A 23,074-nucleotide genomic window follows, 5' to 3' on the forward strand; every position below is an offset into this window, starting at 1 on the left:
CTGCAGGCACCGGCCATGACCCGCATGGAGCCCCTGCACAAGATCGAGGCCGGTGTGCTCGAAGTTGCGTACTTCGAAGCCGGCCCCGCCGATGGCCCGCCAGTGCTGCTGATGCACGGCTTTCCGTACGACATCCACACGTATGCCGAAGTCGCGCCGATGCTGGCCGACCAGGGCTGCCGCACGATCGTGCCGTACCTGCGCGGCTACGGCGCCACGCGCTTCCTGAGCGAGGCCACGCCGCGCTCGGGCGAGCAGGCCGCGCTGGGCGCCGACCTGCTCGCGCTGCTCGATGCGCTGAAGATCGAGCGCGCGGTGCTGGCTGGCTACGACTGGGGCGGCCGCGCCGCCTGCGTGGTCGCGGCGCTGTGGCCCGAACGCGTCGCGGGGCTGGTGTCCTTCAACAGCTACAACATCCAGGACATCGCCAAGGCGATGGAGCCGGACACGCCGGCCAACGAGCACAGCCTCTGGTACCAATACTACTTCCACAGCGAGCGCGGCTGCGCCGGCCTCGGGAAAGACCGCAAGGCGCTCACGAAGCTGCTGTGGAAGCTGTGGTCGCCCACGTGGAAATTCGACGACGCCACTTTCGAGCGCAGCGCCGCCGCCTTCGACCATCCCGACTTCGTGGACGTGGTGATCCAGTCGTACCGCCATCGCTTCGGCCTCGTGCCGGGCGACCCGGCTTATGCGTACATCGAACGCCGCCTGTCGGCCCAGCCCACGATCACAGTGCCCACCATCACCTTCGACGGCCTCGACGACGGCGTGCGCCCGCCCGCCGATGCATCGGCGCACGCACACCGCTTCAGCGGGCCGCGTTCGCACCGCCTTGTGCCCGGCGTGGGCCACAACATGCCGCAGGAAGCGCCGCGCGTCTTTGCCGATGCCGTGCTCGAACTCGTACCCGCCCTGCGCAGCCAAAACCCGCAATGACCGACAACAGCCCCAAGACTCTTTCCGAACACCACGCCTTCGGCGGCGTGCAAAGCTTCCACGAGCACCGCTCGCATGAAATCGGCTTGCCGATGCGCTTCTCGGTGTACCTGCCGCCGCAGGTCGCGCACGAGCGCGTGCCCGCCCTGCTCTACCTCGCGGGCCTGACCTGCAACGAGGAAACCTTCGCGGTGAAGGCCGGCGCACAGCGCATGGCCGCGAGCCTGGGCATTGCGCTGATCGCGCCCGACACCAGCCCGCGCGGCCCCGCCGCCGAGTGCGTGCCTGGCGCGAAGGACGACTGGGACTTCGGCATCGGCGCCGGCTTCTACCTCGACGCCACGCGCGAGCCGTGGGCCACGCACTGGCGCATGGAAAGCTGGATCGTGCACGAGCTGCTGCCGCTTGTGGCCCGGCACTTCGCCATCGACGGCGAGCGCATCGGCATCTCCGGCCACTCGATGGGCGGCCACGGTGCGCTGACGCTGGCGCTGCGGCATCCGGGGCGCTTCAAATCGCTCTCGGCCTTTGCGCCGATCTGCGCACCCACGCAGTGCCCATGGGGCGAGAAGGCGTTCGGCAGCTACCTGGGCCGCCCTGGCGCCGACCGCGCGCAGTGGCTGGCGCACGACGCGAGCGCGCTCATGAAATCGCAGGTCGCGGCGCCCTACCCGCAAGGCATCCTCGTCGACCAGGGCCTGGCCGACAAGTTCCTCGCCGAGCAGTTGCACCCCGAGGCGTTCGAGGCCGCCTGCTTCGCAGCCGGCCAGCCGCTCACGCTGCGCCGCCACGCGGGATACGACCACGGCTACTACTTCATCCAGAGCTTCATGGCCGACCACATTGCGCACCACGCGCAAACGCTGCGCGCATAAAGTCTCATCGACCGCGGCGGCCTCGCGCCGTATCATGAAACACATGTCCGCCGCCCAAATTCCCGCCTTCCATCTGCGGTCGCGCGAAGGCACTGCCGAAGAGAACATGGTGCTGGCCGGCATCTGGCGCCGCGCGTGGATCGCGGCCAACCGGGGCCTCCCCCATATCGAGCCGATCGCTCACTGGCTGCGCCGCGTGCAGACCGAATTCGGGGCGCCTGCCGACGTGGTGCTGGCGGAGCGCGACGGGCAGGTGCTGGCGTTCATGGTGCTGCTGGAGCGGCGCGAGTACGTGGCGCAACTCTTCGTCGAGCCCCACCTGCGCAACCAGGGCTTGGGCAAGGCCCTGCTCGACGAGGCCTGCGTGCGCCTTCCGACCGGCTGGTGGCTGCACGTGGCCGCCACCAACATGCCGGCGCAGCGCTTCTACGAGCGCTATGGCCTCCAGCGCGGTGCGGTCGACCGCCATCCGACGAGCGGCCGCGAACGCATCGCCTACCATTGGTCGCCCGCGCGCCCGCCATGGCGCATCGGCTGAATCCGTTCCAATTTTTCCCCGCTCCATGCGCATCGACCACATCGCACTCTGGACCACCGATCTCGAGCGCTGCAAGCGCTTCTATGTCGACTATTTCGGCGCCACCGCCGGCGCGGGCTACGTCAATCCGGCCAAGGGCTTTGCCTCGTGCTTCCTGAGCCTTGGCGACGGCGCACGCATCGAGGCCATGACGACGAGCACGCTCTCTCCCGTGACGGCGGAGGCCGGCGCACAGCGCATGGGCTGGACGCACCTCGCGATCAGCGTGGGCTCCGACGCAGCAGTCGACGAACTCACGCAACGCCTGAAGGCCGACGGCCATCCGCTGCTCGACGGCCCGCGCCGCACCGGCGACGGCTACTACGAAAGCGTGGTGCTGGACCCGGACGGCAACCGCATCGAGATCACGGCATGAGCGATTTCGTCGATAGCCTGCACGAAACCTTCGAGCGCCTGGGCCGCATCCGCACGCGCCGCATGTTCGGCGGCCATGGCGTGTGGCACGAGGACCGCATGATCGCCCTCGTGGCCAACGACACGCTCTACCTCAAGTCGGATGCCGAGAGCGCGCCGTACTTCGACGCGCTCGACCTGCCGCCGTTCACCTACGTGCGCCAGGGCCAGTCGATGCCGATGTCGTACCGGCAAGCCCCGGCGGACCTGTTCGAGGACCGGAACGAAGCCGCACTCTGGGGCCGCCGGGCCTACGAGGCGGCGCTGCGCTCGGGCCAGCCGCCGAAGCCGAAGAAAACACCCGCCAAGAAAGCCGCAGTGAAGAAAAAGACAAGCAAGGCAGCCTCCCGGTGAGCGCCCACAACCCGACGCTCCCGCCCCTTCCCGAACGCGAACAGATCGCGCTGCTCGAACCCTTCGAAGGCCTCGGTCCCAAGGACATCGTCGTCGTCACCACGCTGCAGGAGGCCGAGCGCGCGGCCGCCACGCTGCTGGCAGCCGGCATCGCCGGCTTCGACACCGAATCGAAGCCCACCTTCGCGAAGAACGAGGTGTCGGGCGGCCCGCACGTGGTGCAGTTCTCGACGCGCGACACGGCGTGGCTGTTCCAGCTGCACCGCACCGAGTGCAACCCGGTGGTGGCCGCGCTGATCGCCTCGGCCGAGCTGCGCAAGGTCGGCTTCGGGCTCTCGGGCGATCTCACGCTGATCCGCCTGCGGCTCGGCATCGAACCGAAGGCGGTGTTCGACATCGACACCGAATTCCGCCACCGCGGCTACCGCAAGTCGGTTGGCGTGAAGGCGGCCGTGGCACTGGTGTTCAACCGCCGCTTCATCAAGTCGCGCAAGGCGACCACGTCAAACTGGGCCAACCGGCAGCTTACCGAGGCGCAGATCCGCTACGCGGCCAATGACGCCTATGCATCCATCCGCGTGTACGACGCGCTCTTCGGCGGCAGCTGACCGGTCAGTCCCGCCCCGCCTCCAGGATCGCCTGCGCGAGCCGCCCGGGGTTCGAGAAGAACATCTCGTGGCTGCCGGGGCACTCCACCAGGCGGAACAGGCCCAGCCGCTCCGACAGGCGCGGATGCCACGGCATGCCGTGCGGCATCGCGGTGTCCTGCTGGCAGTTGACGTACGACTTGCCCAGCGCCAGCGCGGCCAGCGGCTGCCGCAGCCTGATCTTGTCGGTGAAGGTGCGATACGGATGCGGGTTGAGCTTTTCGTAGGCCGCCTGCGCGGTCGCCAGGTCGGCGTCGTTGATGAAGGCTTCGCGCCAGATCTCGAAAGGCAGGGTCACCGCGTTGGCGTTGGCCGCCGCCACGGCGTCGAACATCGCGACGTATGGCGGCGGCACCATGTCGTTGAGCGACTCGCCATCGAGCGGCACGAAGGCGTTGATGTACACCAGCCGCTTCAGGCGTGGCGCGATGCGGTCCGCCACGCCCGAGATCACCATGCCGCCGTAGCTGTGGCCCGCGAGGCGGACCTCGGTGAGATTCTTCTCCTCGATGTAGCGCACGGCCGAGGCGATCGCGTCCTCCAGAGTGGTGCTGGCGCGGTCGTCGCCGGGGTTGTTGCCGGCAAGCGTGGGGCAGTACGCAGTGTGGCCGGCTGCGCGCAGGCCGTCGGCCACGGCTTCGATCTCGGCGCCGGTATGCCACGCGCCGTGGACTAGAACGTAGGTGTCGGACATGGGGGCTTGTCTCCTTCGTTGTGAGGGGAATGACTGTAGGGGCAATGGTGTACTGCGGGTGGCCGTTGTGCGCCAGCGCGATGACCGGCCCGTGCCGGATCGACGCTGCTATGATTCAATAATTCAACGATATTTGAAATATGAAAGAAGATGACGTCGTCCACGCCCTGGCCGCACTGGCGCAGCCCGTTCGCCTGCGGGTGTTCCGTGCGCTGGTGGAGGCAGGCCCGGCCGGCCTCACGCCCGGCGCGCTGACCGAAGCGCTCGAGGTGCCGGCAACGGGGCTGTCGTTCCACCTCAAGGAACTCATGCATTCGGGGCTCGTCTCCCAGGAGCGGCAGGGCCGCAACCTCATCTACCGTGCGGCGTTCGACCGGATGAACGGCCTGCTTGCCTACCTCACGCAGAACTGCTGCCAGGGCGAACCCTGCACCACCGGGTGCCCGCCGGCATGCTGAGCGCCGTCGCAATCTTCATCTTCACGCTCGTGCTGGTGATCTGGCAGCCGCGCGGGCTGGGCATCGGCTGGAGCGCTTCGCTCGGGGCGGCGGTCGCGCTGTTGCTCGGCGTGGTCCAGCTGTCCGACATCCCCGTCGTCTGGGGCATCGTATGGAACGCGACCGGCACTTTCATTGCCGTGATCGTCATCAGCCTGCTGCTCGACGAAGCGGGCTTCTTCGAATGGGCCGCGCTGCACGTGGCGCGCTGGGGCGGCGGACGCGGGCGGCTGCTGTTCGCGTTCATCGTGCTGCTGGGCGCCGCCGTGTCCGCGCTGTTCGCCAACGACGGCGCGGCACTGATCCTCACGCCCATCGTGATGGCGATGCTCGTCGCGCTGGGTTTCTCGCCGGCGGCCACGCTCGCCTTCGTGATGGCGGCGGGCTTCATCGCCGATACGGCCAGCCTGCCGCTGATCGTGTCGAACCTGGTGAACATCGTCTCGGCGGACTTCTTCAAGATCGGCTTCGGCGAACACGCCTCGGTCATGATTCCCGTGAACATCGCGGCGGTGCTCGCGAGCCTGCTGGTGCTGCTGCTTCGCTTTGGACGCGGCGTTCCGACAAGCTACGACGTCGGCCAACTCCAGCCGCCGGCCGCTGCGATCCGCGACCCCGCGACCTTCCGCGCGGGCTGGGTCGTGCTGTTGCTGCTGCTCGTAGGCTTCTTCGGACTGGAGCCCCTGGGTGTGCCGGTCAGCGCGGTGGCGGCCTTTGGCGCGGTCGTGCTGCTGGCGGTCGCGGGACGCGGCCCGGTGATCAGCATCAGGAAGGTGCTGCATGGCGCGCCCTGGCAGATCGTGGTCTTCTCGCTGGGCATGTACCTCGTGGTCTACGGGCTGCGCAACGCGGGGCTGACGGGCCACATCGCCGCACTGCTGAATGTCTTTGCGCAAGGCGGCGTCTGGGGCGCGGCGATGGGCACGGGCTTTCTCGCGGCGGGGCTCTCGTCGGTCATGAACAACATGCCGACGGTGCTGGTGGGCGCGCTGTCCATCGACGCATCGAACGCGAGCGGCGCGGTGAAGGAAGCGATGGTCTACGCCAACGTGATCGGCTGCGACCTCGGCCCCAAGATCACGCCCATCGGCAGCCTTGCCACCCTGCTCTGGCTGCACGTGCTCGCCAGGAAGGGCACGGCCATCGGCTGGGGGTATTACTTCAAGATCGGCATCGTGCTGACGCTGCCTGTGCTGTTCGTGACCCTTGCGGCATTGGCACTTCGATTGAGCATTCCACTTCCATGAACGACATCACGATCTATCACAACCCCGCCTGCGGCACGTCCCGCAACGTGCTCGCGCTGATCCGCAACACGGGCGACGAGCCCAGGGTCATCGAGTACCTCCAGCACCCGCCCGACCGCGCCACGCTGGAGCAGCTCATTGCCGCGATGGGCATTCCGGTGCGCGAGGTGCTGCGCCGCAAGGGCACGCCGTACGACGAACTCGGCCTCGACGACCCGAAGTGGACCGACGAACAGCTGATCGACTTCATGCTGCAGCACCCGATCCTCATCAACCGGCCGATAGTGACGACGCCGCTCGGCACGCGGCTGTGCCGGCCTTCGGAAGCTGTGCTCGACATCCTGCCGCATCCGCAGCAAGGCGCTTTCCTGAAGGAAGACGGCGAGGTGGTCATCGACGCGAAGGGCCAGCGCGCCGCCAAGCCCTGAGCTGCCCAGGCTCGACGCGGGGCACTTCGCAGACCGCGCCCACACCCCAATCCATGCCCGCTTGCCAAGCGGGAATAAAACGCGCCCATCTCTGTCCCAGGCCCGACACCGGCAAAATGTTCCGCGAATGAAACCGGTGCGCTGGCATTCCGGCGCACGCACATGAAAGAACAGGCCATGAGCAACAAAAGCGATTTCGGATTGATCGGCCTGGCCGTGATGGGCCAGAACCTCGTGCTGAACGTGGAAAGCCGCGGCTTCCAGGTCAGCGTGCACAACCGCACCGAGGCGACCACCGAAGCCTTCATCGCGGCCAACCCCGGCAAGAAGCTGGTCGGCGCGAAGACGCTCGAGGAGTTCGTTCAGAGCCTGGCCAGGCCCCGCAAGATCCAGATCATGGTGAAGGCCGGCGCGCCGGTCGACCAGGTGATCGAACAGCTCATCCCGCTGCTCGACAAGGACGACATCGTCATCGACGGCGGCAACAGCCTCTACACCGACACCGAGCGCCGCGACGCCTACCTTGCAGCCAAGGGCCTGCGTTTCATCGGCGCGGGCGTGTCGGGCGGCGAGGAAGGCGCGCGCAAGGGCCCGTCGATCATGCCGGGCGGCCCGCTTTCCACCTGGGAGGTGATGAAGCCTATCTTCGAGAGCATCGCGGCCAAGGTGGACGGCGAGCCCTGCGTGATCCACATCGGCCCCGGCGGAGCCGGCCACTACGTGAAGATGGTGCACAACGGCATCGAGTACGGCGACATGCAGCTGATCTGCGAGGCCTACAGCCTGTTCAAGGCGGCCGGTTTCAGCACGGACGAGATGGCAGCGATCTTCAACGAATGGAACAACGGCGAGCTGCAGAGCTATCTGATCCAGATCACCGCCAAGGCGCTCGAACAGAAGGACCCGGAAACGGGCAAGCCCATCGTCGACCTCATCCTCGACAAGGCGGGCCAGAAGGGCACGGGCCAATGGACGCTGATCAACGCGGCCGAGAACGCGGTGGTCATCAGCACCATCAACGCCGCGGTCGAGGCGCGTGTGCTGTCGTCGCAGAAGAAGGCGCGCGTGGCGGCGAGCAAGGTGCTGCAGGGCCCGAAGATCGAACTCTCGCTCGAGAAGAAGGCGCTGGTGGCCAAGGTGCACGACGCGCTGTATGCCTCCAAGGTGATCAGCTACACACAGGGCTTCGACCTCATCAAGACGATGGGCGACAAGAAGCAATGGAGGCTCGACCTCGGCGGCATCGCCTCCATCTGGCGCGGCGGCTGCATCATCCGCGCGCGTTTCCTGAACCGCATCACCGACGCCTTCCGCACCGACCCGGCGCTGGGCAACCTGATGCTCGATCCGTTCTTCAAGGACCTGCTGAACCGCACGCAGCAGAACTGGCGCGAGGTGGTGGCGCTGGCGGTGAGCAACGGCATTCCGGTGCCGGCGTTCAGCGCCTCGCTGGCCTACTACGACAGCTACCGCACAGAGCGCCTGCCGGCGAACCTGCTGCAGGCGCAGCGCGACTTCTTCGGCGCGCACACGTATGAGCGCACCGACAAGCCCGAAGGACAGTTCTTCCATACGGACTGGCCTGAAGTCATTGGGTGACTTGGCTCTCCCTCGAAGTGATCACCGCGCAGCCATCGCCAACACGGTGGCGCGGCGGGACCGGACCTCCCTCAGAAGTTCCTTCATCCTTCCTTCAGCATGAAGTTCGCAGGCCCAGCCGGCGGCGGATGCCGTTGATGAGACCTGGCCCGAAGTCGCGCCGCACTGCCCCGTCGCTGCGCGGCGCGTGGGAGAGCACAGCCGGCCCCACATGCAGTTCAAGCACACCGGCCGTTTGCAGCGAATGCAGGAATAAAACGCACTGGGAAAACGGAAGCTGGCTGATGTCGGCCAGTTCGCCCGCGTTCAATGCACGCCGTGCCAGCAGGCTCGCCATGCGGATGTTGTCGAGGTCGTTGCGCAACAGCAGGGCTGGCGGCCGGCGGCGGAGCATGAAGCGCACCGAATCGGAAACCTCGATCTCCATGGCGGCTGCGTCGTCCAGCGTCGACCGCGCGGGCGTCGCCTCGCGCAGCGCGTGCTCGGTGGTCTTGAGCCATTGCTGCAGCCTGTCGGCACGTATCGGCCGCTCCAGCGTGTCGGGCTTTCCGCCCGAATGCATGCGCGTGAGCCTGAGCACGGCAGCGGCCATGCCGGCCACCTGCGGGCTGCCCTCTTCCACGGCGGCACCATCGACCAGCAGCGCGTCGTACGGCGGCGCATTGACCAGCTGCCACGGGAACGCGGCGTCGCTCGCATACAGCCGCACGATCGTCTGGATCACGACGACTTCGGCAAGCGGCAGCTTGTAGACGCCGAGCCTCAGCAATGGGCGTGTCCTGCTTGCGGCGCTCATGTCAGTTCACCGCCGGCACTTCGCGCCAATTCGATCAATTTGCATCCGCTATCTCCTTGCCAAATAAAGTTCGATCCATCTTGAAAAAGATGAAAATGGATGAATTGGCCCGTACTGAAAGATGCGTTCAATTCGAAGCAGTCCGCAAGGACATTCCGCATGAAACGAATCAGCGCACGCGACAATTTTTTACTACTTTATGACTCGTTACTGGCGCCGCAAGTGGGGGTCAGCCACTCAGTTTTGAGGCAATGGGCATGACACATTGCATGTCATGCACCAAGAAAAATTTCAATTCCCCAATATGGGTCGCGCCAATTGAGGCCACCCACCCTCGTTCACACAGGCTCCGCGCTGGACAGCGGCCTCCATTCCTGCAGGCAGAGTTTTTCCACCGCCATGTCGACGAATGCCGAAACCGCCAGGGGGCGCTGTTGGCGGCTGGGATACACCACGCTCATCCCGCGTCCCGCTCGCATGTACAGCGGCAGCACGGGCACCAGCTGGCCCGTGGCCACTTCCGATGCCGTCAGGACCGCCGGCAACGCGACGATGCCGAGCCCGGCGCAGGCGGCCCTGCGCAGCGCCACCTGCACGTTGCTGGTGAAGCGCCCTCTCACTCGCACTTCTTCCTCTGTGCCGTCAGGCCCCTGCAGGCGCCAGGTGGCGTGGCTGCCGGTTTCCGGTGGCTGCGTCAGGCATTCGTGCTCGCTCAGCTCTTGCAGCGTGGCGGGTACACCGTGCGCCGCCAGGTAGGCGGGGCTGGCCAGGAGGCCAGCGTGGCTCGCGAAAATCCTTCGGGAAACGTAGCTCGAATCGGCCAGCGGGCCGATGCGAAATGCCACGTCGATGCGATCGGCAATGAGATCCGCCGGGACATCGCTGAGAACGAAGTCGAGTTGGACCAACGGATGCGCATCGAGAAACGCCGTCACCCATTCCATCTCGAAGTATTCGAAGAAGCTGGCCGATGCAGCCACCCGTACCGGGCCGCACGGCTCCTGGCTGCCGGAGACGTGCGATTGCCCTGCTTCGATCAGCTCCTCGACCGCGGGGCCGCATCGTTCACGAAAGGTTTCTCCCGCGCTGGTCAGCGTCAGTTTGCGGGTCGAGCGCTGCATCAGCCGGGTGCCCAGGCGCGCCTCGAGCTGCTGGATGCGGCGGCTCACCGTTGCCGAGGGCATGCGCAGCTGCCGCGCCGCCTCGGCAAAACTGCCGAAGCGCGCGACTTGGACGAACATTGCGACTTCATTCAGGTCGAGCACGAGATTCTTTCTGTCAATAGGTGATTTCAAATTCGCTTGCGCGCTTCGATTTATCAATTCCGTTTTTGCTATCGATCAATCACCGCTTTGCAATCGATCAAAATCCATCAGGTGCGGATACAATTCCAAAAATCCTGAGCACCAGCTGACCAATTATCATCGACGGGCGCCTTTACAAATAAGTTTCGAAATAGACCTTCGCTGCGGAGCTATTCCGCGCGGCTGCCATTTATATGGAAATAGCAGATAGTTGATCTAATCCACTATCTCCGCCAAGACGTTTTTTCCGCAATTGGCCCTTTGCTGATTCATATATGAATCTTTGCTTATTCCAGCCCGCACAGTTAGAACAAGCTGCCCTGCCCCACCGCGCTCGGCGGCCGGAACGCGGTGATGTCCAGCGGAATGCGCTCGCGGTTGAAGCCGAGGCGGTTCGCAGCCTTCTCGAAACGCTGATGGATCAGGTCGGCCCACAGGCCTGAGCCTTTCATGCGTGTGGCGAAGTCGGCGTCGTAGTCCTTGCCGCCGCGCATCTCGTGGATGCGCGCCATGATGCGGTCGGCGCGCTGCGGATAGTGCAGCGCAAGCCATTCCTTGAAGAGCGGCGCGACCTCCCAAGGCAGCCGCACCACCGTGTAGAAGGCGCTGCGCGCACCGGCTTCCCACGCGGCCTCGAGCACCAGTTCCATGTCTTCGGTCACGAAGGGAATCTGCGGCGCTACGCTCACACCCACCGGCACGCCGGCCGCGGCCAGCGTGCGGATGRCTCGCAGCCGTCGATGCGGCGCTGCGGCGCGCGGCTCCAGCTTGCGGGCGAGGTCGCCGTCGAGCGTGGTCACGGTGACGTACACGGCCGCAAGGCGGTCGGCCGCCATGGGCGCGATCAGGTCGAGGTCACGCTCGATGGCGCTCGACTTGGTGACCAGCGCGAACGGATGCCTCGTTTCCTTCAGCAGTTCGATGATCGAGCGCGTGAGCCGCAATTCGCGCTCGATGGGCTGGTAGCAGTCCGTGGCGGTTCCGATGGCGATGTAGCTGGGCCGATAGCTCCTGCGCCCAAGTTCGGCGCGCAGCACCTCGACGATGTTGCGCTTGGCGATGAGCTTGGTCTCGAAGTCGAGGCCCGGAGAGAGATTCAGGTAGCTGTGCGTGGGCCGGGCAAAGCAATAAATGCAGCCATGCTCGCAGCCGCGGTACGGATTGATCGAACGGTCGAAGGGGACGTCGGGCGAGTCGTTCTCGTTGAGCACCGACTTCACGTCCTCGAAGCGGATCTCGGTGGCGATGGGCTGCAGCTCGTTAGCCTCGGCCACGCCTTCCTCGAGCGTGCCCCAGCCGTCGTCGAAGGCGCTGCGCTCGTCCTTCGAGAAACGGTGCGCGAGTTGCGTGGCCGCACCGCGGCCCTTGATGGCGTGAACGGGGATCCGTGCAGTTGGCATGGCAGCTCCTTGGGCTTAAGTACTGTGTATTAATACAGTATTTCACCGATTCACATTCGTCGCCAATTTTTCTATTTCTCTATTGACAGAAATTTCGTAAATCCTAAACTCGACGCCATGGAACTCACCGACATTCAACGCAAGTTCGTGCTGCACTGGGGTGAAATGGGCTCGATGTGGGGCGTCAACCGCACCGTCTCGCAGATCCACGCGCTGCTCTTCGCGCACGGCAAGCCGATGAACGCGGAGGAACTGAGCGAAACGCTCGGCGTGGCCCGCTCCAACATCAGCAACAGCCTCAAGGAACTGCAGGCCTGGAACCTCGTGCGCGTGACCCACACGCTGGGCGACCGCCGCGATTATTTCGAGACCAGCGTCGACGTGTGGGAGCTGTTCCGCACCGTCGTGCGCGAGCGCAAGGAACGCGAATTCGACCCGACCGTGCGCGTGCTGCGCGAGCTGGTTTCCAGCCCCGACTTCCAGAAGGAGCCCGCCGATGCGCAGGACCGCATCCGCTCCACCATGGAACTCATGGACAAGCTCGCCACCTGGGCCGACGAAATGCTGCGGCTGTCGCCCGGCACGCTCGACAAGGTGATGACGCTGGGCGCCAGCGTGCAGAAGTTCGTTCGCGGCGAATCGGCGTCGCCCGGCAAGGGCGATGACGCCGACGCGCACCACGCCAGCCTGCCGATGATCTGAGGTCTCTTTTTTTGCCCATTTATTTCTGTTTTAACAGAAATATCGATAACAAAGAACGCCATGAGCCGCCCCGCCCTTCCCGCCTACCCGCTCACGATCTACTTCGATGCCAGCTGCGCGATCTGCTCTGCCGAAATGGGCAGCCTCAAGGCGCGCGACGCGGAAGCCCGGCTGCAACTGGTCGACTGCTCGCCAGTGGCGTTCAGCAGCGGTCCGGCCCCGCGCAGCGCGCTGATGGCGGCCATCCACGTATCGGACGCCGAAGGCCGGGTCTTCGTCGGCGTGCCGGCGATCCGCATCTGCCGCACGGCGGTCGGCCTGTCCAGCGGCAGCTTCCTGCTCGACCTGCCTCTGGTTGCACCGCTGGCCGACCGCGCCTATGCGCTGCTGGCGCGCAACCGCTACCGCATTCCGCGCTGGCTGGCCGCAAGGCTGGCGGGGCGCGTCGCGTCCTCCTGCGACGACGGCAACTGCCGCCTCTGAGAACCAACGAACAACCATCTGAGGGAATCGCCATGTCCACTGTTTTCCGGCCCGACTTCCGCACGCCCCACGACACGCCCCTGCGTATCCCGGCGAGCCACGCAAGCGCGCCCATCACGGCCGAGGACACGCAGGACTACTTCACCGAAGTCGCAGTCGACTACAGCGCGTGGAGTCCCAGCTACAACATGCACTTCGGCTTCTGGCGCGCGGGCCTGAACCCGCTTCGGCGCGAAGGCATGCTGGTGGAAATGAATCGCGTGGTCGGCCGCGCGCTGCAGCTCGGCCAGGCACGGCCCGGCAGCGCGGCGCAACGCCGCTGCGTGATCGACCTGGGCTGCGGCGCCGGCGCCACCGCGCGCACGCTGGTTGGCGACCACGAGTCGCTCTACGCCATCACCGTGACCAACGTCGCCGTGCAGAACCGCATCGCCGCGAAGCTCGACGCCGCCGCGGGCGTGACCGACCGCATGGCGCACATCGAGGCCGACTACACCCGCACCGGCCTGCCCGCAGCACAGGCCGATGGCGCGTGGGCCGTGGAGAGCGCCTGCTATGCCGGCGGCACCAGCAAGGCGGACTTCATCCGCGAAGCCGCGCGGCTGCTGAGGCCAGGCGCGCGCCTTGCGGTGGTCGACGGTTTCCTGCTTCGCCGCAGCCCCGGTCGCCTCGCGGGCTGGCTGCACCGCCTGTGGGCCGACAGCTGGGCCGTGCCCACACTGGCCGTGCGCGAAGACTTCATCGCTGCACTGCATGAGCACGGCTTCGACGACGTGGAAGTGAAGTCGCTGCGCTGGCGCGTCGCGCCCAGCGCGCTGCACATCCCGGTACTGGCCACCCGCTTCACGCTGGCCGAACTCTGGAAGGCGCGCGGCAGGCTCAGCCCATGGCGGCGCAAGCACATCGTGGCCAGCTACTGCGCATTGGCGCTGGGCACGTTCTGGCGCGACTTCGACTACTGCATGGTCACCGCCAGGCGCCGCGCCGACTGAGCGCAACACGAATACAAACAGACAGAGGAGAAGAGGCTTTTCATGCAAAACGATCCCGAAGAAAGCAGGTTCGCCGGGCGGCCCCCCGTCGAGCCGCAGCCCGCGATGAGCGAAGAAGCACAGCCCAAGCCCGTTCGCGGCATGCCCTTCGGCTGGTTCTGGCCGATGGCCATCGGCGCCGCGGTCGCGCTCGTGCTGCGCCTCTTTTTCAGCAGCTCCCCCGGCAAGCCCTACTCGGCCATGCTGGCTTCCTTCGTCTACTTCGTGCCCGCGGTATGCGGCGCGGTCACGGTGTACATGGCCGAGCGCATCGAGCGCCGCAGCTGGGGGTACTACATCTGGGCGCCGTGGGTGGCGACCTCGCTCTTCGTCGGCGGAACGCTGCTGGTGTTCATCGAAGGCCTGATCTGCGCCATCGTCATCGTGCCGCTGTTCGCCACCATGGGCAGCGTGGGCGGGCTGGCGATGGGCATCGTGTGCCGCGTCACCAACTGGCCCAAGCAGGCCATCTACAGCTTCGCGATGCTGCCGCTGGTGCTCGGCGCCATCGAGCCCCAACTGTCCAACCCCGACCGCTTCTCCAACACCTCGCGCGCGCTCTTCATCGCAGCGCCGCCCGAGCGGGTGTGGCACGAGCTCAATGCCGCGAGCGACATCCGCCCCGCCGAGGTCGGCGACGCATGGGCCTACCGCATCGGCGTGCCGATGCCGGTGTCGGGCGTGACGGTCGACGCGCCCGAGGGCCGCGTGCGCCAGGTGCAGTGGCAGAAGAACGTGCATTTCGAAGAGGTCATCACCGAGTGGGAGCCCAACCGCCTGCTGAAGTGGCGCTTCCGCTTCTCGCCCGATTCCTTCCCGGCCGGCGCGCTCGACGACCACGTGATGATCGGCGGCCAATACTTCGACCTGCGCGACGCCACCTACACGCTGACACCACGCGACGGCGGCACCGAGCTTCGCGTGGCGGTGTCGTGGCGGCTGAGCACCAGCTTCAACTGGTATGCCGACCGTGTCATGCATCTGCTGCTGGACGACGCCTCGGAGAACATCCTGCGCTTCTACAAGGCGCGCAGCGAAGCCACGGCAATGCCGCCCACCGCCGGATGACGACGGTGCAGCCCGTCTTCCAGCAAGCGCTGGGCCCCGCCTGGGACTGACATGGGCTATGTCTGGCGCATCGCGGGGTTGCGCATTCCGCTGCCGCTCTGCCTCTTTCTCGGCACCGCCTACGTCGAAGAACGGCCCGACCCGGCCGATGCCGACCGCTTCACGATCAAGATGCTGCTGCGCCACCGCTGGCTCGGCGACGTGTTCCGATACAGCGGGCGCTTTCACCTCGGCCCGCGAACGGGATCACAATGAGCGCACCATGCCGCGCCGCCCAGAGAACCTCTACGCCCAGTATCACGCCCACGTCTATTTCGGGCCCGACACGCTCGCGCAGGCCAAGGCCCTTTGCGAGCGCGCGGGCCGCGAGCTGATGGTGGTGGTCGGCCGCGTGCACGAGCGGCTGGTGGGGCCGCATCCGCACTGGAGCTGCCAGATCGCCTTCGACGCCGCCGAGTTCGACCAGGTCATCGGCTGGCTCGAAGCCAACCGCGACGGGCTCGACGTGTTCGTGCACGGCGTGACGGGCGACGACCTTGCCGACCACACGGCGCATGCCATGTGGCTCGGCGAAGAAAGCGCACTCGACCTGCGGATGTTCCGGCACTGACTAGGCCTTCTCTTCCGAGCCGGCACCGTGCACCTTGAAGAAGGTCGCGCCCTCGACCTTCTGGCCGATGGCCTGTTCGTAGGCTGCGCGCACGTCGTCGGGCTGGCCGGCCTGCCCGAAGAAGTCCTTCAGGTACGGGCCCAGCAGCGGATGCGCGGCCAGTTCGGCACGCGGCAGGCCGCTCAGCATCTCGTCGCGGCAGGCCGAGGGCAGGAACACATCGCGGTTCTTCTCCGCGTCGCGGATCAGCCCTTTGGGCTCGTGCGCCGGATCGGCCTGCATCGCCTCGATCTCCTCGAAGAAGCGGCGGCGCATCATCACGATGCCCTTGTCGCTCTGGCCCAGCTTCTCGCGCGTGCGGTCGGTGACGGTGCCCTGCCCCACCCACACCACGAAGTCCTGGTTGGCGACGTGGCTGGTGATCCAGCGGCCGGTGGCCGGGTCCTTGATGGGCCCGTACCACGAGGGGATGCGCTCCTGCACATAGGGCTCCTGCTCGGTCGGCACGCGGCTCAGCACCCACAGCACGCTGAGCGTATGGTGGTCGTCGATGGGCACACGCCATTCGAAGTGATGGCCCAGGAAGAAGCCGTTGGGCCACAGCGTGACGCGGCCGGTGGTCCACATCACGTTGTCTTCGCGCTCGCCGCCGCGCAGGCGCTTGTAGACGAAACCGTGCTCGAACTCCTCGAAGGCCAGCTTCAGATGCGTGGGCACGTACGGCCCTTCCTCGCCCTGCAGGCGCGTGGTCCAGTTGTTGTGGGTCCACTCGAAGTGCACGGGGTCGATGGAGTTTTCCTGGCACTGGAACCAGTTGCACGGAATCTCCGCGAACACCGCCTGCGCGAAGCCGTTCTTGTAGTTGAACAGCTCCCAGTCAGGCAGCAGCGGCGCGGGCAGCGGGCCCATGTAGGCCCAGAGCAGGCCGGCCTTCTCCTGCACCGGGTAGGCCTTGATCTTTGTGTTCCTGCGCATGCGCGCACCGGGGTCCAGCGTTTCCTCGAAGGGCTGGTGAATGCACTGGCCGCCCTGGTCGTATTGCCAGCCGTGGTAGCTGCAGCGCAGGCCGCATTTCTCGACGTAGCCGTAGGACATGTCGGCATTGCGGTGCGGGCAGCGGCGGTCGACCAGTCCGTAGTTGCCGCTCAGGTCCTTGTAGAGCACGAGGTCTTCGCCGAGGATGCGCAGCGGCTTCACGGCCTTGCCGTCGAACTCGCTGGCGCCGGCGATCGGGTGCCAGTAGCGGCGCAGGTAGTCGCCCATCGGCTTGCCGGGGCCCACTTCGGTCAGCACGCGGTTTTTTTCTTCGCTCAACATGCTTGTCGTCTCCCCGTCCTTCAATCGGCGCGGATGCCGAACTCGCGCACCAGCTTTCCGAAGCGCTGGTCGTCATCCAGGATCTGGCGCGCCAGCACGGCGGGCGCGCCACCGACGGGCTCGATGCCGAGCGCGGCCATCTTGGCCTGCACGTCGGGCATCTTCAGGATTTCGTTGAAGTGCTGGTTGAGCGCCTGCACGACATCGGCGGGCATGGCCTTCGGGCCGAGCAGGCCCATCCATGCGCTCACGTCCACGTCCCGGTAGCCCAGTTCGATGAAGGTGGGCACGTTGGGCATCAGCTTCGTGCGCTGGCGCTCGGCGACCGCGAGCGGAATCAGCTTGCCGGCGGCGATGTGGCCCGACACGGCACCGGGCGTGATCCAGCCCACGCTGACGTGGCCGCCGAGCGTGTCGTTGACCACGGGGGCTACGCCGCGGTATGGCGCATGCGTCGCGGCAATGCCCGCGTCCTTGTTGAGCAGCTCGCCCGCGATGTGCATCGGCGAGCCCGCGCCCGGCGTGCCGTAGGTGAAGGCCTTGCCGGCCTTCGCGCCGGCCACGAGCTGCGCCACGCTCTGGATGCCGGTCGCAGGCGCGGTGACCAGCAGCAACGGGATGTTGCCGGTCTTCACGATGGGCGTGAAGTCCTTCACCACGTCATGCGCCACGCCGGGACCGGTCTTCAGCACATGCTGCGCGATCGGAAAGGTACTGGGCGTGAACAGCAGCGTGTAGCCGTCGGCCTGCGCCTTGGCGACCCACACGTTGCCGATCATGCCGCTCGCGCCGGGCCGGTTGTCGACAAGCACCGGCTGGCCGACGCGCTGCGACAGCTTCTCGGCATAGGTCCGCGCGATGGCGTCGGTGTCGCCGCCCGCCGGATAGGCCACGACGATGGTGATGGGCTTCGTGGGCCATGCCTGCGCCATGGCCGCGGTGGCGGCACATAGCGAAAGAACGGCTGCAGCAGCGGCGCGGGCCGCGTTTCGGTGGTGAAACAACATGCTCTTTTCCTTCTCGGTGGGACGACGTTGGGGTCGAACGCACTGTAGGAACGAGGCCGCGCGGTCAGAAGATATAGTTTCACTCAGTGAACCTTTTTCTGGAGGCCGGCATGTCTGACACCATGGGCGCGCAGAGTGTGAAGTCGATCGACGCGCTGCGCCGCGGGCTCGACGTGATGCTGGCCATCCAGCGCTCCTCGGCCGTCACGCTGCAGGAGCTGCACCGGCAGACCGGCGTGTCGAAAGCCACGCTGCTGCGCATCCTCAAGACGCTGCAGCAGGCGGGCTGGGTCGAGCGCAGCGAGCACGACAAGCGCTACGTGCCCGCGTCGGCGACCGGCCAGTCGGGGCCCGTGGCGGCATGGCGCACGCGGCTTTCGGCGCTTGCTGCGCCTGCACGCGCCACGCTGCAGCGGCTGGTGCCATGGCCCATCGACCTGGGCGTGCGCGACGGCACGGCCATGCTCATCCTCGACACCGACCGGCCGCGCAACGGCCTGGCGGTCAACTACCGCGCGCTGGGCTTCCGGCCGCCGATGCTGCTGTCGTCGCTGGGCCGCTGCTACCTGTCGTTCTGCCCCGAGGACGAGCGGCGCGAGATCCTCGCCGCGCTGGCGCGCTCGCCGAACGACTTCGACCGCGCCGCACGGCGGCCCGAGAACGTCCGCCGCATGGTGGCGCACGCGCGCGACCTGGGCTATGTGGCGCGCGACCCGACCTCGACCAGCCTGGATTCGCCCGACCGCTTCGGCGCGGTGTCGGTGCCGCTGCGCCACGAAGACAGGGTGGTTGGCTGTCTCAGCTGCGCGTGGCTGCCGGCGGTGAAAAGCGAGCGCGAGATCGTGTCCGCGCACCTCGCCGACATGCAGCAGGCCGCGCAGAACATCGAGCGCAAGCTGGCGCAGGGCGGCTTCGAGCCGCCGCCCGCCAATGAATGAAGTGCGAGGCAGGGCCGCAGTTCAGAACTCCGCATCCAGCTCGTCGATCTCGTCGGGTTCCTGCTTCGCCGCAGCCACCCATTCCTTCATGGCCGGCAGTTCCATCACCCGCTTGCAGTAGGCCGCGCACACGCTGTCCAGCGCCACGTCGTAGCTCAGGAAACGCGTGACCACCGGCGCATACATCGCGTCGGCCATGCCCGGCTGGCTGCCGAAGAGGAACGGGCCGCCGTAGGCCTTGAGGCACTCGCGCCAAATGGCAACGATGCGGTCAATGTCGGCCTGCGCGCGCGACCACACCTTGAAGTTCTTGAAATGGGCCTTGATGTTCATCGGCAGCGCGCCGCGCATCGAGGCGAAGCCCGAATGCATCTCGCCGCAGATGGCGCGGCAGTGGGCGCGGGCCGCCACGTCGGCGGGCAACAGGCCGGCCTTGGGCTTGATCTCGTTGAGGTACTCGCCGATGGCCAGCGTGTCCCACACCTTCACGCCGCCGTGCTGCAGCGAGGGGACCAGCATCGAGGACGACAGCAGCAGCATCTCGGCTTTCATGGCCGGGTCGTCGGGCGGGATGACCTTCTCGCTGAACTCCAGCCCGGCCAGCCTGCACATCAGCCAGCCGCGCAGCGCCCACGCGCCGTAGTTCTTGCTGCTGATGGTGAGAACGGGTTTGGCCATCTCGAAGCTCTCCTTGGGCGTGGCGCCCTTTCGTCCAGTCTGCGTGCAAGCCGCATGCCAAGCGGCTGGCCCGCAACTTGCCTGCGCGAAGTCCATGCTGTACCGGGCCTACCAGAACCAAGCCGACCTGCTCTCCCCGGCGCGGCTCGCGGCGCAATACATGGCCAGGGCGCTGTGGAAGGACGGCACCGAACGCACCATATTGCGGCGGATGGCGGCCCAATTCGAGGTGTTCTCGCGCATGCGGCTGACCCACACCCGGCCCGACTACGGCATCCACAGCGTGGTTTCCGACGGCGCCGAGGTGGCCGTGCACGAGGAGAAAACCCTCGTCTCGCCCTTCGGCACCCTGTTGCACTTCCGCAAGAACACCGATGCGGTGCATCCGCCAGTGCTGCTGGCCGCGCCACTGTCGGGCCATTTCGCCACGCTGCTGCGCGAAACGGTGCGCACCCTGCTGCGCGACCACGACGTGTACCTGACCGACTGGCACAACGCGCGCGACGTGCCGCTGTGGCATGGCGGCTTCGGGCTGGACGACTACACGCTGCAGCTCATCGGCTTCCTGGAGGCCGTGGGCCCGGGCGTGCACATGGTGGCGGTGTGCCAGCCCTGCGTGGCCGCGCTGGCCGCCACCGCGCTGATGGCCGAGGACGACAACCCCGCCACGCCGCGCAGCCTGACGCTCATGGCCGGCCCGGTCGATTGCCGCATCAACCCGACCGCCGTGAACAAGCTCGCCACCGACCGGCCCATCGACTGGTTCAGGCGCAACCTCATCAGCCACGTGCCGTGGCCGCACGCCGGCATGATGCGGCGCGTGTACCCGGGCTTCCTGCAGCTCTCGGCCTTCATGAGCATGAACCCCGAGCGGCACAAGAAGCAGTTCCAGGACATGTACAGCCACCTGGTCGAAGGCGACGTCGAGAAGGCCCGCACCATCGGCGCCTTCTACGACGAATACCTGGCGGTGAACGACCTGCCCGCCGAGTTCTACCTGGAGACAGTGGAGCGCGTGTTCCAGACCTACGACCTGCCGCTGGGCAGGCTCACCGTCGGCGAGCGCACCGTGAACCCGGCTGCCATCCGCCGCACCGCGCTGCTCACGGTGGAAGGCGAGCGTGACGACATCTGCTCCGTGGGGCAGACGGTGGCGGCGCAAGACCTCTGCACGGGCATCCGGCCCTACCTCAAGGCACACCACCTGCAGGCCGGCGTCGGGCACTACGGCGTGTTCAGCGGCAGCAAGTGGAACGCGCAGGTCTATCCGCGCGTGCGCGAGACGATCCACGCCGCGGCCGAGCTGGGCTGAATTGACTACGGTTGGCGCCGCGCCCGCGCGCCCTTGCCGCTCACGCGCCGCACCGTCGCCTCGCCGGCCTGCGGCAGGCGCTCGCGCAGGAAGGCAATGAGTTCCTGCGCCACCACGTTGCGCATCGGCCCCGGCAGGTAGGCCAGCACCACGCGGCGCTCGATGCGCGGCTTCAGCAGCGGCACCACGGCCAGTTCGGGGTCGCGCAGCGACGAGGTGTACAGACGCGGCATCAGCCCCAGCGCCTGTCCGCTGCGCACCAGCGCATAGAGCGTCTCGGAATAGCTCACCCGGTACGGCTGCGCACCCTGCGCGAACTGCGCGCGCGCCGGGTTGCCCAGCGCCGGCATGCTGCCGCTCTCGAACAGCACCAGCCGCTCGCTGCCGATGGCCTCCCAGTTCGCGCCGCCGGCCGCGACCAGTGCGTGGTCGCGCCGCACCACCAGCACCAGCGGGTCACGGAACAGGTCGATGCAGGTCAAGCCGCCCGGCGGCTCGGTGATCGCGGCCACCGCCATGTCGATCTGGCCGCTGCGCAGTTCGGCCAGCAGCGCGTTCGACGGCGCGTCGCGCCAGGCCAGTTCCACCTCGCGCTCGCCGCCACTCTTGAGGAATTCGCTGGCCGCCGCCGCCACGCGCGCGCTGGCCGAGGGAATCACGCCGATGCGCACGAAGGCGCGGCCGCGCTGCACTGTGCTCTCGATGTCGCGCAGCGCCACCTCGAAGGTGTTGACGAGAAAGTCGGTGCGCGCCAGCACTTCGGCGCCCACGGGCGTGAGTTCGAGCCGGTGGGTGGAACGCGACAGCAGTTCGGCGCCGAGCAGCTTTTCCATCTGCTTGATGGCATTGCTCAAAGCCGGCTGCGTGATGGCCAGCCTGCGGGCCGCGCGGCCGAACTGACCTTCTTCCACCAGCACCGAGAAGAACTGCAGCTGGCGCAGCGTGAGCGCACGCAGGGGCAAGGCGGCCATGGGCACTTCCGGTTATTGATTCAGCGAATCAAATTATAGAAATTCAAAATTTTCCTTATGAGACCTCCATTACTAGACTGGCCCGCATGACCAGCCCCACCCCTGCCCTGCTCACGCTGGAATCGATGCTCCGCGCCATCCCCAAGGCCGAGCTGCATTGCCACCTGTTCGGCACGGTGCGCCACGAAACCTTCAAGCAGCTCAACCAGCGCGCGGGCTCGCCGCTGGCGGCCGACGAGATCGAGGGCTTCTACACGCGCGGCGAAAAACCGGTCGGCGTGCTGCGCGTGCTGCGCGCGCTCGACGCCCAGCTGGTGCGCAGCGCCGGCGACCTCTACCAGCTCACGCTCGAATACCTGCAGGACGCGGCCGCCCACAACGTGCGCTACGCCGAGTTCTTCTGGAACCCGACCGGCACGGTGCACGGCTCGGGCATTGCCTATCCGCACGCACAAGGCGCCATCGTTCGCGCCATCCACGATGCGCAGCAGGAGTTCGGCATCGTCGGCCGCCTCATCGCAGCCATCGACCGCGAAGCCAGCCCCGAGGCCGCCGTGGAGATGGTCGAATGGGTCAAGGCGCACCGCTGCGAGGAGGTGATCGGCATCGGCATCGACTACCGCGAGGTCGACCGCCCGCCGGAGCTCTTCACGCAGGCCTATGCCAATGCGAAGAAGGCCGGCCTCAAAACCACCGCGCACGCGGGCGAGTTCGGCATGCCCTGGACCAACGTGCGCACCGCGCTCGACGTGCTGCAGGTCGACCGTATCGACCACGGCTACACGGTGGTCGACCAGCCCGATTTCGCGCGCCGGTGCGCCGAGCGCGGCGTGATCTTCACCGTGGTGCCCACCAACTCGTACTACCTGCGCACGCTGGCGCCCGAGCGCTGGGCGCTGGACCATCCGATCCGCCGCATGCCCGGCCTGGGCCTGCGCATCCACCCCAACACCGACGACCCGACGCTGCACAAGGTCACGCCCACGCAGGCCTGGCTGATGATGGTGCGCGACTTCGGCTTCGGCCTGGACGATCTGCGCTGCTTCATGCACAACGGCCTCGACGGCGCGTGGATCGACGGCACGCAGCGCCGCGCATGGCGCACGCAGTGGAGCGATGAATTCGATTCGCTGCGCGCCCGCCTCGACACAGAACCCACTCCCTCCTCCCACGGATGACCCACGCC

At 66.8% G+C, this 23,074-nt stretch carries 27 protein-coding genes; 19 read left to right on the top strand and 8 right to left on the bottom strand.

Translation table 11 applies throughout. The features are described from left to right. The first annotated feature begins 15 nt into the window (after positions 1 to 15). The 6 genes from AC1DFC_RS19445 to AC1DFC_RS19470 are packed head-to-tail and all read left to right on the top strand — an operon-like array spanning position 16 to position 3,767. Positions 16 to 939 (top strand): alpha/beta fold hydrolase, encoded by a 924-nt coding sequence (locus AC1DFC_RS19445; RefSeq protein WP_478179820.1) that lies wholly within the window; start codon positions 16 to 18, stop codon positions 937 to 939. Then, positions 936 to 1,814, top strand: a complete 879-nt coding sequence (gene fghA, locus AC1DFC_RS19450; protein WP_478179821.1) for an S-formylglutathione hydrolase — start codon at positions 936 to 938, stop codon at positions 1,812 to 1,814. The genes AC1DFC_RS19445 and fghA overlap by 4 nt, the downstream gene beginning before the upstream one ends. 43 nt (positions 1,815 to 1,857) lie before the next feature. Then, complete coding sequence (locus AC1DFC_RS19455) at positions 1,858 to 2,352, top strand: GNAT family N-acetyltransferase (protein ID WP_478179822.1); 495 nt, start codon at positions 1,858 to 1,860, stop codon at positions 2,350 to 2,352. Positions 2,353 to 2,377: 25 nt separating this feature from the next. After that, positions 2,378 to 2,767, top strand: a complete 390-nt coding sequence (locus tag AC1DFC_RS19460; protein WP_056520849.1) for a VOC family protein — start codon at positions 2,378 to 2,380, stop codon at positions 2,765 to 2,767. Further along, positions 2,764 to 3,159, top strand: coding sequence for a TfoX/Sxy family protein (locus AC1DFC_RS19465; RefSeq protein ID WP_413314463.1), 396 nt, complete (start codon positions 2,764 to 2,766; stop codon positions 3,157 to 3,159). The genes AC1DFC_RS19460 and AC1DFC_RS19465 overlap by 4 nt, the downstream gene beginning before the upstream one ends. Then, on the top strand, positions 3,156 to 3,767 hold the full coding sequence (locus AC1DFC_RS19470) for a 3'-5' exonuclease (protein WP_413314465.1): 612 nt from the start codon (positions 3,156 to 3,158) through the stop codon (positions 3,765 to 3,767). The genes AC1DFC_RS19465 and AC1DFC_RS19470 overlap by 4 nt, the downstream gene beginning before the upstream one ends. Before the next feature lie 4 nt (positions 3,768 to 3,771). Here the strand turns inward: AC1DFC_RS19470 and AC1DFC_RS19475 are convergent, their stop codons facing one another. After that, a complete protein-coding gene (locus AC1DFC_RS19475) occupies positions 3,772 to 4,500 on the bottom strand; it encodes an alpha/beta fold hydrolase (RefSeq protein ID WP_007835108.1) in 729 nt (242 codons plus the stop codon). A 140-nt stretch (positions 4,501 to 4,640) separates the two neighbouring features. On the opposite strand from AC1DFC_RS19475, the gene AC1DFC_RS19480 reads away from it, so the two are divergent. The 4 genes from AC1DFC_RS19480 (at position 4,641) to gnd (ending at position 8,271) form a co-directional block, all read left to right on the top strand. Then, positions 4,641 to 4,958 (top strand): ArsR/SmtB family transcription factor, encoded by a 318-nt coding sequence (locus AC1DFC_RS19480; RefSeq protein WP_007835104.1) that lies wholly within the window; start codon positions 4,641 to 4,643, stop codon positions 4,956 to 4,958. Further along, on the top strand, positions 4,952 to 6,244 hold the full coding sequence (locus tag AC1DFC_RS19485) for an arsenic transporter (RefSeq protein WP_478179823.1): 1,293 nt from the start codon (positions 4,952 to 4,954) through the stop codon (positions 6,242 to 6,244). The genes AC1DFC_RS19480 and AC1DFC_RS19485 overlap by 7 nt, the downstream gene beginning before the upstream one ends. Beyond that, a complete protein-coding gene (gene arsC, locus AC1DFC_RS19490) occupies positions 6,241 to 6,672 on the top strand; it encodes an arsenate reductase (glutaredoxin) (protein WP_478179824.1) in 432 nt (143 codons plus the stop codon). Before AC1DFC_RS19485 ends, arsC begins: the two co-directional genes overlap by 4 nt. A 177-nt stretch (positions 6,673 to 6,849) precedes the next feature. Next, on the top strand, positions 6,850 to 8,271 hold the full coding sequence (gene gnd / locus AC1DFC_RS19495; RefSeq protein WP_413332343.1) for a decarboxylating NADP(+)-dependent phosphogluconate dehydrogenase: 1,422 nt from the start codon (positions 6,850 to 6,852) through the stop codon (positions 8,269 to 8,271). Between the two features lie 94 nt (positions 8,272 to 8,365). Here gnd and AC1DFC_RS19500 read toward each other — a convergent pair whose 3' ends face one another. From AC1DFC_RS19500 to AC1DFC_RS19510, 3 genes are all read right to left on the bottom strand, one after another. Continuing rightward, entirely contained in the window at positions 8,366 to 9,040 is a 675-nt protein-coding gene (locus AC1DFC_RS19500; protein ID WP_007835095.1) for a hypothetical protein, read from the bottom strand. 365 nt (positions 9,041 to 9,405) lie between these two features. Further along, positions 9,406 to 10,332 carry a LysR family transcriptional regulator gene (locus AC1DFC_RS19505; RefSeq protein ID WP_478179825.1) on the bottom strand — a complete coding sequence of 309 codons (927 nt, stop codon included), beginning with the start codon at positions 10,330 to 10,332 and terminating at the stop codon, positions 9,406 to 9,408. A 344-nt stretch (positions 10,333 to 10,676) separates the two neighbouring features. Beyond that, on the bottom strand, positions 10,677 to 11,771 hold the full coding sequence (locus tag AC1DFC_RS19510; RefSeq protein ID WP_478179826.1) for a PA0069 family radical SAM protein: 1,095 nt from the start codon (positions 11,769 to 11,771) through the stop codon (positions 10,677 to 10,679). 117 nt (positions 11,772 to 11,888) lie between these two features. On the opposite strand from AC1DFC_RS19510, the gene AC1DFC_RS19515 reads away from it, so the two are divergent. From AC1DFC_RS19515 to AC1DFC_RS19540, 6 genes are read left to right on the top strand one after another with little or no spacing between them, the layout of a single operon-like run. Then, positions 11,889 to 12,473: a GbsR/MarR family transcriptional regulator gene (locus AC1DFC_RS19515; protein ID WP_413332335.1), complete on the top strand. Its 585-nt coding sequence runs from the start codon at positions 11,889 to 11,891 to the stop codon at positions 12,471 to 12,473. Positions 12,474 to 12,533: 60 nt separating this feature from the next. Further along, positions 12,534 to 12,956, top strand: a complete 423-nt coding sequence (locus tag AC1DFC_RS19520) for a thiol-disulfide oxidoreductase DCC family protein (RefSeq protein WP_413332332.1) — start codon at positions 12,534 to 12,536, stop codon at positions 12,954 to 12,956. A 32-nt stretch (positions 12,957 to 12,988) separates the two neighbouring features. After that, positions 12,989 to 13,948, top strand: a complete 960-nt coding sequence (locus AC1DFC_RS19525; protein WP_007835085.1) for an SAM-dependent methyltransferase — start codon at positions 12,989 to 12,991, stop codon at positions 13,946 to 13,948. A gap of 42 nt (positions 13,949 to 13,990) precedes the next feature. Further along, positions 13,991 to 15,055 carry an SRPBCC family protein gene (locus AC1DFC_RS19530; RefSeq protein WP_478179827.1) on the top strand — a complete coding sequence of 355 codons (1,065 nt, stop codon included), beginning with the start codon at positions 13,991 to 13,993 and terminating at the stop codon, positions 15,053 to 15,055. A gap of 51 nt (positions 15,056 to 15,106) precedes the next feature. Then, positions 15,107 to 15,310 (top strand): DUF4166 domain-containing protein, encoded by a 204-nt coding sequence (locus AC1DFC_RS19535; RefSeq protein WP_007835082.1) that lies wholly within the window; start codon positions 15,107 to 15,109, stop codon positions 15,308 to 15,310. 7 nt (positions 15,311 to 15,317) lie between these two features. Beyond that, a complete protein-coding gene (locus tag AC1DFC_RS19540) occupies positions 15,318 to 15,665 on the top strand; it encodes a DOPA 4,5-dioxygenase family protein (RefSeq protein WP_007835080.1) in 348 nt (115 codons plus the stop codon). Here AC1DFC_RS19540 and AC1DFC_RS19545 read toward each other — a convergent pair whose 3' ends face one another. Both AC1DFC_RS19545 and AC1DFC_RS19550 read right to left on the bottom strand, forming a co-directional pair. After that, positions 15,666 to 16,982 (bottom strand): Rieske 2Fe-2S domain-containing protein, encoded by a 1,317-nt coding sequence (locus tag AC1DFC_RS19545; RefSeq protein ID WP_478179828.1) that lies wholly within the window; start codon positions 16,980 to 16,982, stop codon positions 15,666 to 15,668. A gap of 20 nt (positions 16,983 to 17,002) precedes the next feature. Continuing rightward, positions 17,003 to 17,989 (bottom strand): tripartite tricarboxylate transporter substrate binding protein, encoded by a 987-nt coding sequence (locus AC1DFC_RS19550; protein WP_413314481.1) that lies wholly within the window; start codon positions 17,987 to 17,989, stop codon positions 17,003 to 17,005. A 110-nt stretch (positions 17,990 to 18,099) separates the two neighbouring features. Here AC1DFC_RS19550 and AC1DFC_RS19555 point away from each other — a divergent pair, with 110 nt between their 5' ends. Further along, complete coding sequence (locus tag AC1DFC_RS19555) at positions 18,100 to 18,927, top strand: helix-turn-helix domain-containing protein (protein WP_478179829.1); 828 nt, start codon at positions 18,100 to 18,102, stop codon at positions 18,925 to 18,927. A 21-nt stretch (positions 18,928 to 18,948) separates the two neighbouring features. On the opposite strand, the gene AC1DFC_RS19560 is transcribed toward AC1DFC_RS19555, so the two are convergent. Further along, positions 18,949 to 19,605, bottom strand: coding sequence for a glutathione S-transferase (locus AC1DFC_RS19560; RefSeq protein WP_007835071.1), 657 nt, complete (start codon positions 19,603 to 19,605; stop codon positions 18,949 to 18,951). Positions 19,606 to 19,699: 94 nt separating this feature from the next. On the opposite strand from AC1DFC_RS19560, the gene AC1DFC_RS19565 reads away from it, so the two are divergent. Beyond that, positions 19,700 to 20,917: a polyhydroxyalkanoate depolymerase gene (locus AC1DFC_RS19565; RefSeq protein WP_478179830.1), complete on the top strand. Its 1,218-nt coding sequence runs from the start codon at positions 19,700 to 19,702 to the stop codon at positions 20,915 to 20,917. A 5-nt stretch (positions 20,918 to 20,922) separates the two neighbouring features. Here AC1DFC_RS19565 and AC1DFC_RS19570 read toward each other — a convergent pair whose 3' ends face one another. Continuing rightward, positions 20,923 to 21,888: a LysR family transcriptional regulator gene (locus tag AC1DFC_RS19570; RefSeq protein WP_413332320.1), complete on the bottom strand. Its 966-nt coding sequence runs from the start codon at positions 21,886 to 21,888 to the stop codon at positions 20,923 to 20,925. A gap of 86 nt (positions 21,889 to 21,974) precedes the next feature. Here AC1DFC_RS19570 and AC1DFC_RS19575 point away from each other — a divergent pair, with 86 nt between their 5' ends. Beyond that, positions 21,975 to 23,066 carry an adenosine deaminase family protein gene (locus AC1DFC_RS19575; RefSeq protein ID WP_413314486.1) on the top strand — a complete coding sequence of 364 codons (1,092 nt, stop codon included), beginning with the start codon at positions 21,975 to 21,977 and terminating at the stop codon, positions 23,064 to 23,066. The last annotated feature ends 8 nt before the right edge of the window (positions 23,067 to 23,074 follow it).

It is taken from the genome of Variovorax sp. 10L421 (genome assembly GCF_056395365.1).